The 15,788-nt window shown below is 69.9% G+C and carries 15 protein-coding genes; 13 read left to right on the top strand and 2 right to left on the bottom strand.

The genetic code is table 11. The annotated features are described in order from the left end of the window. Positions 1-43 precede the first annotated feature (43 nt). The 4 genes from OG266_RS27210 (at position 44) to OG266_RS27225 (ending at position 3,792) form a co-directional block, all read left to right on the top strand. Positions 44-238, top strand: coding sequence for a hypothetical protein (locus OG266_RS27210; protein WP_371548859.1), 195 nt, complete (start codon positions 44-46; stop codon positions 236-238). A 123-nt stretch (positions 239-361) separates the two neighbouring features. After that, positions 362-748 carry a hypothetical protein gene (locus OG266_RS27215; RefSeq protein ID WP_371548860.1) on the top strand — a complete coding sequence of 129 codons (387 nt, stop codon included), beginning with the start codon at positions 362-364 and terminating at the stop codon, positions 746-748. Positions 749-1,124: 376 nt separating this feature from the next. Then, the gene (locus tag OG266_RS27220) at positions 1,125-2,507 is read left to right on the top strand and encodes a nitrate/nitrite transporter (protein ID WP_371548861.1); all 1,383 of its coding nucleotides are present in this window, start codon (positions 1,125-1,127) and stop codon (positions 2,505-2,507) included. 124 nt (positions 2,508-2,631) lie between these two features. Beyond that, positions 2,632-3,792 (top strand): uroporphyrinogen-III synthase, encoded by a 1,161-nt coding sequence (locus tag OG266_RS27225; protein WP_266460922.1) that lies wholly within the window; start codon positions 2,632-2,634, stop codon positions 3,790-3,792. Here OG266_RS27225 and OG266_RS27230 read toward each other — a convergent pair. Further along, the gene (locus tag OG266_RS27230) at positions 3,741-4,298 is read right to left on the bottom strand and encodes a DUF1772 domain-containing protein (RefSeq protein ID WP_371548862.1); all 558 of its coding nucleotides are present in this window, start codon (positions 4,296-4,298) and stop codon (positions 3,741-3,743) included. The two genes, OG266_RS27225 and OG266_RS27230, sit on opposite strands and share 52 nt — an antisense overlap. Before the next feature lie 190 nt (positions 4,299-4,488). Here OG266_RS27230 and OG266_RS27235 point away from each other — a divergent pair, with 190 nt between their 5' ends. The 6 genes from OG266_RS27235 to OG266_RS27260 all read left to right on the top strand — a co-directional run bounded on the left by OG266_RS27235 (position 4,489) and on the right by OG266_RS27260 (position 11,810). Further along, complete coding sequence (locus OG266_RS27235; RefSeq protein WP_266460928.1) at positions 4,489-5,076, top strand: ABATE domain-containing protein; 588 nt, start codon at positions 4,489-4,491, stop codon at positions 5,074-5,076. Positions 5,077-5,267: 191 nt separating this feature from the next. Continuing rightward, positions 5,268-5,843, top strand: coding sequence for a sigma-70 family RNA polymerase sigma factor (locus tag OG266_RS27240; protein ID WP_266460930.1), 576 nt, complete (start codon positions 5,268-5,270; stop codon positions 5,841-5,843). A 38-nt stretch (positions 5,844-5,881) separates the two neighbouring features. Continuing rightward, positions 5,882-6,661: an anti-sigma factor gene (locus tag OG266_RS27245; RefSeq protein ID WP_266460932.1), complete on the top strand. Its 780-nt coding sequence runs from the start codon at positions 5,882-5,884 to the stop codon at positions 6,659-6,661. 150 nt (positions 6,662-6,811) lie between these two features. Next, positions 6,812-9,307, top strand: a complete 2,496-nt coding sequence (locus OG266_RS27250; protein WP_371548863.1) for a UvrD-helicase domain-containing protein — start codon at positions 6,812-6,814, stop codon at positions 9,305-9,307. A 433-nt stretch (positions 9,308-9,740) separates the two neighbouring features. Continuing rightward, positions 9,741-11,174 (top strand): NAD-dependent malic enzyme, encoded by a 1,434-nt coding sequence (locus tag OG266_RS27255; protein WP_266460936.1) that lies wholly within the window; start codon positions 9,741-9,743, stop codon positions 11,172-11,174. A 354-nt stretch (positions 11,175-11,528) separates the two neighbouring features. Further along, complete coding sequence (locus OG266_RS27260; RefSeq protein WP_016645140.1) at positions 11,529-11,810, top strand: HU family DNA-binding protein; 282 nt, start codon at positions 11,529-11,531, stop codon at positions 11,808-11,810. 147 nt (positions 11,811-11,957) lie between these two features. On the opposite strand, the gene murA is transcribed toward OG266_RS27260, so the two are convergent. After that, entirely contained in the window at positions 11,958-13,304 is a 1,347-nt protein-coding gene (murA, locus tag OG266_RS27265; protein ID WP_266460957.1) for a UDP-N-acetylglucosamine 1-carboxyvinyltransferase, read from the bottom strand. Positions 13,305-13,585: 281 nt separating this feature from the next. Between murA and OG266_RS27270 the strand changes: the two genes are divergently transcribed. The 3 genes from OG266_RS27270 to OG266_RS27280 all read left to right on the top strand — a co-directional run bounded on the left by OG266_RS27270 (position 13,586) and on the right by OG266_RS27280 (position 15,698). Beyond that, complete coding sequence (locus OG266_RS27270; protein ID WP_266460962.1) at positions 13,586-14,158, top strand: YqgE/AlgH family protein; 573 nt, start codon at positions 13,586-13,588, stop codon at positions 14,156-14,158. Positions 14,159-14,187: 29 nt separating this feature from the next. Next, complete coding sequence (locus tag OG266_RS27275; protein WP_266460965.1) at positions 14,188-14,487, top strand: DUF3039 domain-containing protein; 300 nt, start codon at positions 14,188-14,190, stop codon at positions 14,485-14,487. A 104-nt stretch (positions 14,488-14,591) separates the two neighbouring features. Then, positions 14,592-15,698: a tetratricopeptide repeat protein gene (locus tag OG266_RS27280; RefSeq protein WP_371548864.1), complete on the top strand. Its 1,107-nt coding sequence runs from the start codon at positions 14,592-14,594 to the stop codon at positions 15,696-15,698. The last annotated feature ends 90 nt before the right edge of the window (positions 15,699-15,788 follow it).

The raw sequence follows: 15,788 nt of genomic DNA on the forward strand, positions 1-15,788 counted from the left end.
TGTGGATGAGGAGCTGCAACGACACGGTGTGGGGCAGGGCCGGGTGAGCAATGCCAAGCAGCTGGCCGCCATCCGCGAGCAGCTGACGCTGATGGAGACGCAGCTGTCGTCATCTCAGCTTCCGCCCAAGGAGCAGCGTGTGCGGGGGGCCGGCCGAGCCGTCGCTGACTCCTGGCCCTTCGACAGTGCGCTGGGTGCCATGGTCCTGGAAGCCGAACAGTTCTACCTCAAGGCCTGATTTCCGTTCACGGGCAAGTGGACCCTCCGAGGGTTTTGCCCTCGTGCGGGACCGTGACACCGTAAGCCGGTTGCGTAAGTGAAGGCTGTTGAGTGTGCGGGGAGTTGGCGCAGTGAGTAAGCGGTGGCGCAGTTTCCGCAGGCGGGGGACGGGCAGTCGCTGCCGCCCGTCGTCCCCGACGCGCTGGAGCTCCTCAAGGCCCGGATCAACTTCGACCTGACCGGGAAGAACGCCCAGCAGCGGATGCTGTACGGGGTGCTCGGTGTCACCGTCGCGTGCGTGGTCCTGGCGGTACGGACTGGTGGGGACGCGGTCGCCTTCTCTGCGGCCGCCGCTCTGTGGGTGCTGGTGATGGCCGTCTTCGGCATCGGATTCGTGGTCACGCGCAAGCGCAACGCCAAGTTCGCGGCGCGGTTGCGGGCCGCCGGGTTCACGTCGGTGACGGAGGAGGGCGGCCGGGTGCGGTATCTGCCACCGACCGCGTACGCCCAGCAGGCCGCCGGTCAGTAGCCCGGCCCATACGCTCCGCCCGTCTCCGGCCCGTACGGTCAGCAACAGGCACCTGGCCCATACGGCCAGCAGATCCCCGGCCCCCACAGCCAGCCCATCCCCTACGGACAACCGCAGCCCCAGCCCTACCCCCCCCATACCCCAACCCCTACAGCCGGCCCCCGCAGCAGTAGCCACACACCCGGTACCTCGCGGCACCAGCCCCGCCGACCCCCGGGCCAAGCCGAACGGCGACCTCACCACCGCCCCCCGCCCCGAGTGAGAGCAACGTTCCATTCCGGTCACCCACAGCCACAGGCCGGAAACGCGCCCTACCTACCTTCGGTTCTCATCCCCCCAGTACCAGACCTGAGCACCGGAGAACCGTGGAGGCGTCATGACAGCCCCTAGTACAGCCCCCGCACAGAGCAGGGGAGGCCGCTGGATCGACGAGTGGGATCCCGAGGACGAGGCCTTCTGGAATGAGGGCGGCGAGAAGGTTGCGCACCGTAACCTCTTCTTCTCCGTGCTCTCGGAGCACATCGGGTTCTCGATCTGGACCCTGTGGTCGGTGATGGTGCTCTTCATGGGGCCCGAGTACGGGCTCACCCCGGCCGACAAGTTCTTCATCGTGTCGATGGCGACGCTGGTCGGCGCGATCGTGCGGGTCCCCTACACCTTCGCCGTCGCCCGCTTCGGTGGCCGGAACTGGACGATCATCGCCGCGAGCATGCTGCTCGTACCGACCATCGCCGCGTTCGTCGTGATGGAGCCGGGCACCTCGTTCGGGACCTTCCTGGTCTGCGCGATGCTCGCCGGCGTCGGAGGCGGGAACTTCGCCTCCTCCATGACCAACATCAACTCGTTCTTCCCGCTGCGGAAGAAGGGCTGGGCCCTCGGGCTCAACGCCGGCGGCGGCAACATCGGCGTGCCGGTCGTGCAGCTCGTGGGGCTGGCCGTCATCGGGGCGAGTGGCGGGCCCAGGGTCCTGCTGGGCATCTACATCCCGCTGATCGTCCTCGCCACTGTCCTCGGCGCCCGCTACATGGACAACATCTCGTCCGTGAAGAACGACACCGGGGCCGCCAAGGAGGCGGTGAAGGACGCCCACACCTGGATCATGTCCTTCCTTTACATCGGGACGTTCGGGTCCTTCATCGGATACAGCTTCGCGTTCGGTCTTGTGCTTCAGACGCAGTTCGGGCGTACGCCGCTGGAGTCCGCGTACGTCACCTTCATCGGGCCGCTGCTCGGGTCCCTGATCCGTCCCGTCGGCGGCTGGCTCGCCGACCGCTACGGCGGCGCCAAGATCACCCTGTGGAACTTCGTCGGAATGGGCGCCGCGACCGCGGTCATCATCCTCGCCTCGATGGAGAAGTCGCTGGCCCTGTTCACCACCGCGTTCATCGTGCTGTTCGTGCTGACGGGGCTCGGCAACGGGTCGACGTACAAGATGATCCCTGGCATCTTCCAGGCCAAGGCCATGGCCAAGGGGCTGAGCGGCGAGGAAGCGGCCGCCTACGGGCGCCGGCTCTCCGGCGCCTCCATGGGGCTCATCGGAGCGGTGGGCGCGCTCGGCGGGCTCGGGATCAACCTCGCCTTCCGGCAGTCCTTCCTGAGCGTCGGCTCCGGCACCGGTGCCTTCGTGGGCTTCCTCGCCTTCTACGCGCTCTGCTTCGCGGTCACTTGGGCCGTATACCTTCGCCGCCCGGTCGCCGCCAAGGAGGCTTCCGCACCGGCTACGGAGGAGAAGGTGCAGCTCAGCTACGCCCAGGTGTGACGTAACACGGGCGACATGCGGATGAACCGGGCCTGTCACGGGGCGTTGACAGGCTCGGTCAGCCGTAAGGCCAGCCCTGAGTGCACGACGACTCGAGTGCAAGACGAGAGCCGGGACGACCCTCATGTACGACGAACAGCAGCGACCAGAACCCCTGCCGCACGGCCCCCTCGCGGGGTTCACCGTAGGCGTGACCGCCGCCCGCCGGGCCGACGAACTCGGGGCACTGCTCCAGCGGCGCGGCGCCTCCGTCGTGCACGCGCCCGCTCTGCGCATCGTGCCGCTCGCCGACGACAGCGAACTGCTGGTCGCCACCAAGGAGCTGATCGACGAGGCCCCGGACGTCGTGGTGGCCACGACCGCCATCGGGTTCCGGGGGTGGGTCGAGGCCGCCGACGGGTGGGGGATCGGGGAGGATCTGCTCGCGCGGTTGCGCGGCGTCGAACTGCTCGCCCGCGGCCCCAAGGTCAAGGGCGCGATACGGGCCCAGGGGCTGACCGAGGAGTGGTCCCCCTCCTCCGAGTCCATGGCCGAGGTGCTCGACCGGCTCCTCGAGGAGGGCGTCGAGGGGCGCCGTATCGCCCTCCAGCTGCACGGGGAGCCGCTGCCCGGGTTCGTGGAGTCGCTGCGGGCCGCAGGAGCCGACGTCATCGTCGTCCCCGTCTACCGGTGGATGCCACCCGAGGACATCGCCCCCGTCGACCGGATGCTCGACGCGGCCATCACCCGCGGCCTGGACGCGATCACCTTCACCAGCGCACCCGCCGCCGCGTCCCTGCTGACCAGGGCGGAGAAACGCGGACTGCTGCCCGAGCTGCTCGCCGCCCTCCACCACGACGTACTGCCCGTCTGCGTCGGCCCGGTCACCGCCCTGCCGTTGCAGGCCCACGGCATCGACACGGTCCAGCCGGAACGCTTCCGGCTCGGCCCCCTCGTACAGGTGCTGTGCCAGGAACTCCCCGGCCGGGCCCGCACGCTGCCCATCGCCGGCCACCGGGTCGAGATCCGCGGACACGCCGTGGTGGTCGACGACGCGCTGCGGCCCGTACCGCCCGCCGGGATGTCGCTGCTGCGCGCCCTGTCGCGGCGGCCCGGCTGGGTGGTGGCCCGTTCCGAACTGCTGCGCGCGCTGCCGGGTGCCGGACGGGACGAGCACGCCGTCGAGACGGCAATGGCCCGGCTGCGTACGGCACTTGGCGCGCCCAAGCTCATCCAGACGGTGGTCAAGCGCGGCTACCGGCTCGCGCTCGACCCGGCCGCGGACTCCAAGTACGCCGACGCCTGAGGCCCGCGGTACAACAGCAGGGCACGCGCCAGGCAGGCCAGCGCGAGCGTCGACAGCAGCGCCCGTACGACGTTCCAGGCCACCCACGGGTCCTCGAACTCCTCGCGTACGGCGGCCGGATCGGCGATCTTCGCGGGGGCACCGGCGTCCATGAGCTCGTCGTTGAGCGGGATGTTCACGGCGACCGTGACGAGGAAGACGAGCGCGTACGCGAGGAGGCCCGCGAACACCCACCAGCGGTGCGGCGACCTGCGTGACTGCCAGGCGGCGACCGCCGCGAGGAGCAGGGCGCCCAGGAAGCTCAGGAAGAAGACCGGGTTCTGGATCTGGTCGTTGATGTTCTGCATGACCTCGATGAAGACGCGGTCGTCGCTGCGGGAGAGCGACGGCATGATGTTGCACGCGTAAATGTAGAAGACCCCGGCGATCAGGCCCATCGCGACCGTGGCCGCAACCAGTACACCTCCGGCGGTGGTCCGCCGCCCCGTGCTGCTGTTGTCCGTCATGGGAATCAGTCAACCGGCGCTCCGGCACGGGTGACATGGCCGAGCCGCGCGGTCCCATAAGCGGACGTCCAGGGCGCGGGCGGTGGGAAGTCTTCCGGCGGGGGGTGCGCGCGTGCACTGTAGGGGGTACCTACTCCCTAAAAGCTCCCCTGAAGGCTCATGGCGGTAACCCCTAGGTGGTGACAGGCACATGGCATCGGGCATGGCCACGGCCTCGTACGAGCTGCGGTTCGACTCCGGGCGGATCTGCCTGGACCTGCTGGCGACCACCCACCCCGAGGAACGGCTCGACTCGGTGGACCACCTGCGCGCCTGGATCGCCCGCTCCGGGCTCGTCCCCGCGGGCACGCCCCTGTCGGGCGCCGACCCCTCGTGGCTCGTCGGCTTCCGTGAACTGCGCGGGCACGTCGACCGGTTGGTGCGCGGCGAGCTCGACGCCCGGCCCGCCGACGCGGCGCTCGCCCGTGTCAACGCGGCCGCCCTCGCCGCGCCGCCCGCGCCCTGGGCCGTACGCGCGGACGACGGTTCGCTGCGCGGCCGGCTGCACTCGCCGCCCGGCCGCGCCGAGTTGCTCTCCCTGATCGGCCGGGACGCCCTCGAACTCCTCACCGACCCGGCGGCGCGGGCGAGCCTGCGCCAGTGCGAGGGTGACAGTTGTCCGATCGTCTACCTCGACACATCCAGGGGCCGGCGCAGAAGATGGTGTTCCAGCGAGGTGTGCGGCAACCGGGAGCGAGTGGCCCGGCACCGGCGTCGGGCGGCACTCGCCCGCGCGTGAACCTCGACGAGCATCGGCAGCGGCGACGCCCAACTGCTGGTAGTGATCAAGGAATCGCAGGGGGTGACCAGGTAACCGTCTTCACATCCTGCCCAAGAAATATGTGCGACCCCTTTGAACACACGCGCGCTGAGATCCGTACCCCGGGGTGAGCGACCGACTGGGGGAACCCCCGGACACCGGAGGTAGGCGTGCGCAAGGATTCCGCCGTGGCTGATGAACGCCCGCCAAGGGCACGACATCGCGCGTCTCAGTCCTCTGAGCCTGACGAGGAACTGATGCGTGCGCTGTACAGAGAACACGCGGGACCCCTGCTTGCCTATGTGCTGCGGCTGGTCGCGGGCGACCGGCAGCGTGCCGAGGACGTCGTACAGGAAACCCTCATCCGTGCCTGGAAGAATGCCGGGCAGCTCAATCGAGCAACCGGTTCGGTACGACCCTGGCTGGTGACGGTGGCACGACGCATCGTCATCGACGGACACCGCAGTCGGCAGGCCCGGCCGCAGGAGGTGGACCCGTCACCGCTGGAGGTCATCCCCGCGGAGGACGAGATCGACAAGGCGTTGTGGCTGATGACACTGTCGGACGCGCTGGACGACCTGACCCCTGCTCACAGGGAAGTCTTGGTCGAAACATACTTTAAGGGGCGTACGGTCAATGAGGCGGCCGAGACGCTCGGCATCCCCAGTGGCACCGTGCGCTCACGGGTGTTCTACGCCCTGCGGTCGATGAAACTGGCTCTGGAGGAGCGGGGGGTGACGGCATGAACACATACGGGGGATACGGAACGGGTGGTCCGGGAGCCATGCAGAGTCCACAGGGGCAGCAGGGTCCCGGTGACATTCACGAGACGGTCGGCGCGTACGCCCTCGGCATTCTCGACGACGCCGAGGCAACCGCTTTCGAAGGCCATCTCGCCACCTGCGAGTGGTGCGCCCAGCAGCTCGACGAGCTCGCCGGGATGGAGCCGATGCTCGCCGCACTCGCGGATCTGCCCGCCTCGATGGGCACCCCGGCGATCGGTGAGTCGCTGTCCGCCCGCCCGAGCCCACAGCTCGCGGAACGGCTGGTCGACGAGGTGTCCGAGCGGCGCGCCCAGAAGCGCCGGCGGAGCTTCTACATGGTGGCGGCCGCGGCCGCGCTGATCGTCGGCGGCCCGCTGACCGTGCTCGCGGTCAACGGCGGCAACGAGGGCACCACCACTCCCCAGGCACACGCCACCAGTCCCGCCAAGGCGGCCTTCGACGTCATGACCGACAAGGTCACGGCCACGGACGCGAGTACCAAGGTCACCGCCGTCGTCGCCATGGAGCCCAAGGCCTGGGGCACCCACGCCGTCCTGGAGCTCAAGAACGTCGCGGGCCCGGAGAAGTGCTCACTGATCGCGGTCGGCAAGAACGGCGAGCGCGAGACGGTGACCTCCTGGTCGGTCCCGACGTGGGGCTACGGCCTCCCGAACGCCAAGACGGACGAGTCGAAAGCCCCGCTCTACGTACACGGTGGCGCGGCCTTCACCCCCAACGAGATCGACCACTTCGAGGTCATGACCTTCGACGGGAAGCAGCTCGTGGAAGTGGACGCGTAAGCGGGCGCGTAACTCGTGTCAGCAGACGGATAACTCGTGTAAGCAGTGGACGCACAAATGGACGCGTGAGCGAACCGGAGCGCACGCGTAGCTTAAGGGCCCCCCTTCGCGTACGGTTGACGGCTGCCCAGCACGTCAGAAGGGGGCCCGGTGGCCGCTCAGGCTCAGCAGGAAACCGCGCTCGGTTCGGTCCACGATTCCGTACGGCAGAAGTCCCTCAGGGACGACTCCGTACGGGACCGTGAGATCAGCGTCGAACAGGAACATCTCGACCGGGTATACCGGCGCCTCGAGGAGAAGATCCACGAGGCGGAGTTCCTCATGAACGACGCCGCCAAGCGCGGTCAGGTCGGGACACCGGGGGCGCTCGCCGAGCGCGACGCCCAGGTGTTCCGGGCGGGAATTCACCTCAACCGCCTGAACAACGAGTTCGAAGACTTCCTCTTCGGCCGCATCGACCTGCTCCTGGGGAAGGACGGTAAGAAGGGTCCGGACGGCGCGTACACGGCGGTGGAACCCGCCGAGGGCGCCGTGCGCGACAACAACACCGCGGAGATCGCGGAGACGCTGCACATCGGCCGTATCGGTGTCCTGGACACGGACTACGCGCCGCTGGTCATCGACTGGCGGGCGCCCGCGGCGGCCCCGTTCTACCGCTCGACCCCGGTCGAACCGGGCCGGGTGGTGCGACGCAGGGTCATCCGCTCCAAGGGCCGCAAGGTCCTCGGCGTCGAGGACGACCTCATGCGCCCGGAGCTCAAGGCCACTCTCGACGGCCGCGAACTCCCGGTGATCGGCGACGGCGCCCTGATGGCCGCCCTCGGCCAGGCCCGCAGTCACACCATGCGGGACATCGTGGCGTCCATCCAGGCCGAACAGGACCTGGTGATCCGCGCCCCCGCCGCCTCGGTGACGTACGTCGAGGGCGGCCCCGGCACCGGCAAGACGGCGGTCGCCCTGCACCGCGCCGCCTACCTCCTCTACCAGGACCGCCGCCGTTACGCGGGCGGCATCCTGATCGTCTCGCCCACGCCTCTGCTGGTCGCGTACACCGAGGGCGTCCTCCCGTCCCTCGGCGAGGAGGGCCAGGTCGCCATCCGCGCCATCGGCTCCCTCGTCGACGGCGCCGAGGCCGCCCTGTACGACTCTCCGGCGGTGGCCCGCGCCAAGGGCTCGTACCGGATGCTGAAGGTGCTGCGGAAGGCGGCACGGGGGGCGCTGGAGGCACCGTCGGGGTCCTCCGGTGGTGGTGGCCGGTCGTCCAACGGCGGCGGCCCCGGCCGGGCGTCCAACGGCGGCCGGTCCGCAGCGGGCGCCCCGGACCAGCAGCTCTCCTTCGGCGAAGGCTTCGGCGAGGACTCCGGTGACGACGGAGACGCCCGGCCGCAGGCACCCGCAGGCACCCCCACCCGCCTGCGCGTCGTCGCCTTCGGGCGCCGCCTGGAGCTGGAGGCCCCCGAGCTGGACCGGATCCGCAACAACGCGCTGAGCGGTACCGCGCCCGTGAACCTGCTGCGTCCCCGGGCACGCAAGCTGCTGCTCGACGCCTTGTGGGCGCGGTCGGGGGCCGGTACGCGGCACTCGGACCCGGAGCTGGCGGCCGAGCTGCGCTCCTCGTTCGACGAGGACATCACGTCCGAGGACAGCTTCATCGAGTTCCTGGACGTGTGGTGGCCCGAGCTGACCCCGCGGGGTGTACTGGCCGCGATGGCCGACGAGCGGCGGCTCGGTCGCTGGGCGCGGCGGATCCTCAACCCCGGAGAGGTGCGCCGGGTGGCGCGCTCCCTCAAGCGGGACGGGCTCTCCGTGCACGACGTGGCCATGCTCGACGAGCTGAACGCCATCCTCGGCAGCCCCGCCCGCCCCAGGAAGCGGCGCGAGCTGGACCCGCTGGACCAGCTCACCGGCCTCGAGGAGCTCATGCCCACCCGCGAGGAGACGCAGTGGGAGCGCGCCGAGCGGCTGGCGCAGGAGCGGACCGAGTACGCGCACGTCATCGTCGACGAGGCGCAGGACCTCACGCCCATGCAGTGGCGGATGGTCGGGCGCCGGGGCCGGCACGCCACCTGGACCGTGGTCGGCGACCCCGCCCAGTCCTCGTGGTCCGACCCCGACGAGGCCGCCGAGGCCCGGGACGAGGCCCTGGGCAGCCGCCCCCGGCGCCGTTTCACCCTCAGCGTCAACTACCGCAACCCGGCGGAGATCGCCGAACTGGCCGCCAAGATCCTGGCCCTCGCCATGCCGGGCGCGGAATCCCCGTCCGCCGTACGGTCCACCGGCGTCGAGCCGCACTTCGCCGTCGTACGGGACTCACTCGCGCAGACCGTACGCGCGGAGGCCGCCCGCCTCCTCGACCGTGTGGACGGCACCGTGGGCGTCGTCGTGGCCATGAACCGGCGCGACGAGGCCGCCCGCTGGCTCAAGGGGCTCGGCGACCGTGTGGTGGCCCTTGGCAGCCTGGAGGCGAAGGGCCTGGAGTACGACGCGACGGTCGTCGTCTCGCCCGCGGAGATCGCCGACGAGTCACCGGCGGGGCTGCGTGTGCTGTACGTCGCCCTGACCCGGGCGACCCAGCAGCTGACCATCGTCTCGGCGGACCGGGACGAGCCGGACGGGAACGGGGTGCCTGACCTGCTGCGGGACTGACCCGCAGGCGCCAATGCCGAGAGGCCCACGTCACCAGGTGACGTGGGCCTCTCGTTCGTTCAGTGACACCGACCCGCCATGCTCGCCTCGCGGCAAGTGGTCGCTCGTAGCGACGAAGGTTGGGCCCGGGGGCTTGGATCGGGCCGGTGTCACGTCCACGGTAACAAACGATCCCCGCAAGGCAATTCCCGTCCCGAAAGTTCATTTCCGCGGCGCGGCCTCCCACCGGCCTCCCACCGGGATCACCCCTTCCGCCGCCACCTTGGTTCTCGTATGGTGGAATCTGTTTTCCGAAAGCGTCGGGCGCCCGCGAACAAAACGTTCGCAATCCGGGGCGGCTACCACGTACTCAGGGGTAGGTGCGACGATCGGACGGCATACCCGCGAGCCAGCGGGGCACGGCAGTACACGGTGAAAGCAGAGGAAGTCGGCCATGGCAACGGCGCCCAGCGTCTCCTACTCGATTACGGTCCGGTTGGAGGTGCCCGCGAGCGGAACCGCGGTCTCCCAGATCACCACGGCCGTGGAGTCCCACGGAGGCTCGGTGACCGGTCTCGACGTGACCGCCTCCGGCCACGAGAAGCTCCGGATCGACGTCACCATCGCGGCGACCTCCACGGCGCACGCCGACGAGATCGTCGAGCAGCTGCGCGGCATCGAGGACGTGACGCTCGGCAAGGTCTCCGACCGTACGTTCCTGATGCACCTCGGCGGCAAGATCGAGATGCAGTCCAAGCACCCGATCCGCAACCGTGACGACCTCTCGATGATCTACACCCCGGGTGTGGCCCGGGTGTGCATGGCGATCGCCGAGAACCCCGAGGACGCCCGCCGCCTGACCATCAAGCGCAACTCCGTTGCGGTCGTGACGGACGGATCCGCCGTTCTCGGCCTCGGCAACATCGGCCCGATGGCCGCCCTCCCGGTGATGGAGGGCAAGGCGGCGCTCTTCAAGCGCTTCGCCGGCATCGACGCCTGGCCGCTGTGCCTGGACACCCAGGACACCGACGCGATCGTCGAGATCGTGAAGGCCATCGCCCCCGGCTTCGCGGGCATCAACCTCGAGGACATCTCGGCGCCCCGCTGCTTCGAGATCGAGGCCCGGCTGCGCGAGGCCCTCGACATCCCCGTCTTCCACGACGACCAGCACGGCACCGCGATCGTCGTCCTCGCCGCCCTCAAGAACGCCCTGCGTGTCGCGGGCAAGGCGATCGGCGACATCCGTGTCGTCATGTCCGGCGCGGGCGCGGCCGGTACGGCCATCCTCAAACTGCTGCTCGCCGCGGGCGTCAAGAACGCGGTCGTCGCCGACATCCACGGCGTCGTGCACGCGGACCGTACGGACCTCGTGGACGCCGCCGCCGATTCGCCGCTGCGATGGATCGCCGACAACACCAACCCCGAGGGCCTCACGGGCACGTTGAAGGAAGCCGTGCGCGGCGCCGACGTGTTCATCGGTGTCTCCGCCCCGAACGTGCTCGATGGCACCGACGTGGCGGCCATGGCAGAGAACGCCATCGTGTTCGCGCTCGCGAACCCCGACCCCGAGGTCGACCCGGCAATCGCCCGCCAGACGGCGGCAGTTGTCGCCACCGGCCGCTCGGACTTCCCCAACCAGATCAACAACGTCCTGGTCTTCCCGGGCGTCTTCCGTGGCCTCCTGGACGCCCAGTCGCGTACGGTCAACACGGAGATGATGCTGGCCGCCGCGACCGCCCTCGCGGACGTGGTGACCGAGGACGAGCTCAACCCGAACTACATCATCCCCAGCGTCTTCAACGACAAGGTCGCGGGCGCGGTCGCCGGAGCGGTGCGCAACGCCGCGAAGGCGGCGGGGGCGACGGAGTCGGGCAGCACAAGCGTGTGAACGCGGCCGTGAAGCCGCTGTGATGGTCGCCACGACCGCCGGAGCCCCGGCGCGTCGTGGAAGGCGGGGCCTGTGGCCGCCTTTAGGGTGGCGGCCAGGCTCGGGCCTTGTTCCCGCCTTGCGCAGGCCTTTTCGTGTGACCCCCAAGGGTGTTCCTGTGACTCCCCAGGGGTGCCGGATTGGCTTTCCCGCCGCAGGTGGGGGCAGGATGCGTCTTCGGGCGCGAGGGTCCGGCGACGGACCCGGGTCCGGGGACCGATCGAGGACCCTGGCAGCATCGGCTTCACTGTGCCCGATTATGCGGCTCCGCCGCGTGGCACGCCTCAACAGCAAGAAGAACACGGGAGTAACGACATGAACCGCAGTGAGCTGGTGGCCGCGCTGGCCGACCGCGCCGAGGTGACTCGCAAGGACGCCGACGCCGTTCTGGCCGCCTTCGCCGAGACCGTCGGCGAGATCGTCGCCAAGGGCGACGAGAAGGTCACCATCCCCGGCTTCCTGACCTTCGAGCGCACCCACCGTGCCGCTCGCACCGCGCGCAACCCGCAGACCGGTGAGCCGATCAACATCCCGGCCGGCTACAGCGTGAAGGTCTCCGCGGGCAGCAAGCTCAAGGAAGCCGCCAAGGGCAAGTAAGGCCTACGCCGCCCGCGTTACGGGACGGCGCACGGCACAGCGGTACGCCAGACGGTGTATCGCAGAGCAATACGCCAATGGGGCGGCCCCCTTCACCGGGTGGCCGCCCCATCGTCGTACGTACGACTGTGTTTGTGTCTGTGTCAGTTACCCGAGGGCTTTCCCGGGCAGCTCCACCTTCGCCCCGAGTTCCACGAGCTTCTCCATGAAGTTCTCGTAGCCGCGGTTGATCAGGTCGATGCCGTGCACCCGTGAGGTGCCCTGCGCCGCCAGTGCCGCGATGAGGTACGAGAAGCCGCCGCGGAGGTCGGGGATGACCAGGTCGGCGCCCTGGAGCCGGGTGGGGCCGGAAACGACCGCGGAGTGCAGGAAGTTGCGCTGGCCGAAGCGGCAGCTGGAGCCGCCGAGGCACTCGCGGTAGAGCTGGATGTGTGCGCCCATCTGGTTGAGCGCGGAGGTGAAGCCGAGGCGGGACTCGTACACCGTCTCGTGGACGATCGAGAGGCCCGTCGCCTGGGTGAGCGCGACGACCAGCGGCTGCTGCCAGTCGGTCTGGAAGCCCGGGTGGACGTCCGTCTCCAGGGCGATCGACTTGAGCTGGCCGCCGGGGTGCCAGAAGCGGATGCCCTCGTCGTCGATCTCGAAGGCGCCGCCGACCTTGCGGTAGGTGTTCAGGAACGTCATCATCGAGCGCTGCTGGGCGCCCCGGACGTAGATGTTGCCTTCGGTCGCCAGCGCCGCGGAAGCCCAGGAGGCGGCCTCCAGACGGTCCGGGAGGGCCGCGTGGGTGTAGCCGCCGAGCGAGTCGACACCGGTGATCCGGATCGTCCGGTCGGTGTCCATGGCGATGATCGCGCCCATCTTCTGCAGTACGCAGATGAGGTCCTCGATCTCGGGCTCCACGGCCGCGTTGGACAGCTCGGTGACGCCCTCCGCCAGCACGGCGGTCAGCAGGACCTGCTCGGTCGCGCCCACCGACGGGTACGGCAGCTGGATCTTGGTGCCGCGCAGCCGCTGCGGGGCCTCCAGATACTGACCGTCCGCCCGCTTCTCGATCGTCGCCCCGAACTGCCGCAGCACCTCGAAGTGGAAGTCGATCGGCCGGCCGCCGATGTCACAGCCGCCGAGGCCCGGGATGAAGGCATGGCCCAGGCGGTGCAGCAGCGGGCCGCAGAAAAGGATCGGGATCCGGGACGAACCCGCGTGCGCGTCGATGTCCGCGACGTTCGCGCTCTCGACGTGCGACGGGTCGAGCACCAGCTCGCCCGGTTCCTCGCCCGGACGGACCGTCACCCCGTGCAGCTGGAGCAGTCCGCGCACGACCCGCACGTCTCTGATGTCGGGGACGTTGCGCAGTCGGCTCGGCGCGCTGCCCAGCAGGGCGGCCACCATGGCCTTCGGTACGAGGTTCTTCGCACCGCGGACACGGATCTCGCCTTCGAGCGGAGTTCCGCCGTGGACAAGCAGTACGTCGTCAGAGCCGTTGACGGTCATGTATCTCGCGATCCGATGAGTTGGGCAGGCGTGATTTCGTCGGCGGGCACGTCGTGCTGGGCCGGAGAGTAAGGGTAATCGCCGCCTACCCCCCTTCAGTAAGCCCAAGTACCACTCAGCTGCGTCATAGCTTTGCCACAACACGAACCGTTCCTAATCGGGCACACGCGGTCACCGGCCCCGGCGTGCGCGGGGGGCGCTTCTCTGCGCCCTGAGCTGCATTCACACAGGTACCCGCATAGGCTCCCCGCTCACGGGGAAGATGCGGGATCATGTCTGGCATGACCGAGGTGTCCTCGCTCACAGGGCGGCTGCTCGTGGCCACGCCCGCCCTGGCGGACCCGAACTTCGATCGCGCGGTGGTGCTGCTCCTCGACCACGACGAGGAGGGCTCACTGGGCGTCGTCCTCAACCGGCCCACACCCGTGGACGTCGGCGACATCCTGGAAGCCTGGGCGGACCTGGCCGGCGAACCCGGCGTCGTCTTCCAGGGCGGCCCGGTCTCCCTCGACTCCGCGCTGGGCGTGGCGGTCATCCCCGGCGGTGCGTCCGGCGAGCGCACCCCGCTCGGCTGGCGCCGCGTGCACGGCGCGATCGGCCTCGTCGACCTGGAGGCCCCGCCGGAACTCCTCGCCGCCGCCCTCGGTTCGCTGCGCATCTTCGCCGGGTACGCGGGCTGGGGCCCCGGCCAACTGGAGTCGGAACTGACCGAGGGCGCCTGGTACGTCGTCGAGTCCGAACCCGGAGACGTCTCCTCCCCGTCCCCGGAACGCCTCTGGCGCGAGGTCCTGCGCCGCCAGCGCAACGAGCTCGCGATGGTGGCCACGTATCCGGACGACCCTTCCCTGAACTGATGCCTGTGACCTTCAGTACCCTTGGCGTTATGAGCACTCTTGAGCCTGAGACCCAGCCCCAGCGAGGCACTGGGACGGGGACCCTCGTAGAGCCGGCACCGCAGGTGTCGCACGGTGACGGGGACCACGAGCGCTTCGCCCACTATGTCCAGAAGGACAAGATCATGGCGAGCGCCCTCGACGGCACGCCCGTCGTGGCCCTGTGCGGCAAGGTGTGGGTCCCGGGGCGTGACCCGAAGAAGTACCCCGTGTGTCCCATGTGCAAGGAGATCTACGAGTCCATGGGCGCCGGCGGGGGCGACAAGGGCAAGGACGGCGACAAGAAGTAACGCCGACCGGTCCTTCGGCGCAGGACGCCGCGTAGGCAGACCGTGCACGGCCGCGGCATCCCTGGTGAGGGGTGCCGCGGTCTTGTCGTACCCGGGGGTGGGGCATGGAGTTGTTGCTGCGGGCGCGGGAACTGGCGGTGGCGCGGAGGTTCCGCGAGAGCAGGGCGCTGGTGGAGCGGGCGGAGCCGGGGAGTGCGGAGGAATTGAGCCTGGCGGCGTCCGTGCTGGTCGAACTCCGGGATCCGCAGGCGGCGTTGCCGCTGGCGCGGCGGGCGGTGGCGCTGGCGCCGGACGACTGGCGGGGGCATCTGGCGGTCGCCGACGCCACTTTTCAGCTGCGGTGGTGGGGTGAGTCGGCCGCCGCTGCCCGCAGGGCCGTGGCGCTGGCGCCGGAGGAGGCGGCGGCGCACCGGGCGCTGGGTGTCGCACTGAACCGGCGGATCGGCGGCGGCCGTGAGGCGAGACGGGAAGTGAAACGCGCCAGGGAACTGGGGGGCAGGGGGGCGTTGCGGACGCCTGGGCGACGTAGCCCGTGGTGGCTCCTGCCGATCGTCGCGCCGCTCGCGGTCGCTGTCGTGCTGTCGGCGGTGGGCGACTGGCCGGACGCAGTGGAGGACCTCATGCTGCTGGCCCGTGTGGTGCCTCCCGTGCTGGTTCTGTTGCTCATCGTCATGCCCAGCCGGGCCGGCCTCACCTGGTCCGAGCGGATCGCGGAGCTACGGGCCGTGAACGAGGAGCGGTACGGCGACGGGGGTCGCGCGGCGCGCAGACGGGCCGGGCCGGCGGCGATGCCCTGGGGCTGTGCTTTGGCCGTGGGCGCCGGACTGCTCGCAGTGCCCGCTGCCGACGGGGACCCGCTGTCCGCGTCGGTCGTCGTGCCGGCGGTGCTGATCGGTGGCGGTGTGCTGGTGATCCTCGCGCGGCGCACCATACGCCTCTGGTACGGGGAGCGCTTCCTGCGTGAGGTGTTCGTACCGAGCGTCTTCGTGCGCGTCCATCTGGTCGCGGCGGGAGTGCTCGGCGGGGGCGTCGTGCTGCTGACGCTCGGCGATGCGCCCCCGGGGTCGTGGCGGGTGCTGCTCATCTGGTCCGTGGTGTGGTTCCTGTTCGGCATGATCTCCGCGCTCTTCGTTCAGGGGCCGCCCGAGTCGGAGCAGAAGGCCGTTGACCAGGGGCCGGGCGGGCCGGAGAAGGAGCCCGCCGACAGCTGACCGTTGCACGGAGTGCGTCACCTGGTCACGAAGTGGTTGAGACCTCTTGTGGGCATGTTCATGTACTCCATAGCCTCCGATGTGTTGTGC

Source organism: Streptomyces sp. NBC_00554 (genome assembly GCF_041431135.1).
Taxonomy (GTDB): Bacteria; Actinomycetota; Actinomycetes; order Streptomycetales; family Streptomycetaceae; genus Streptomyces.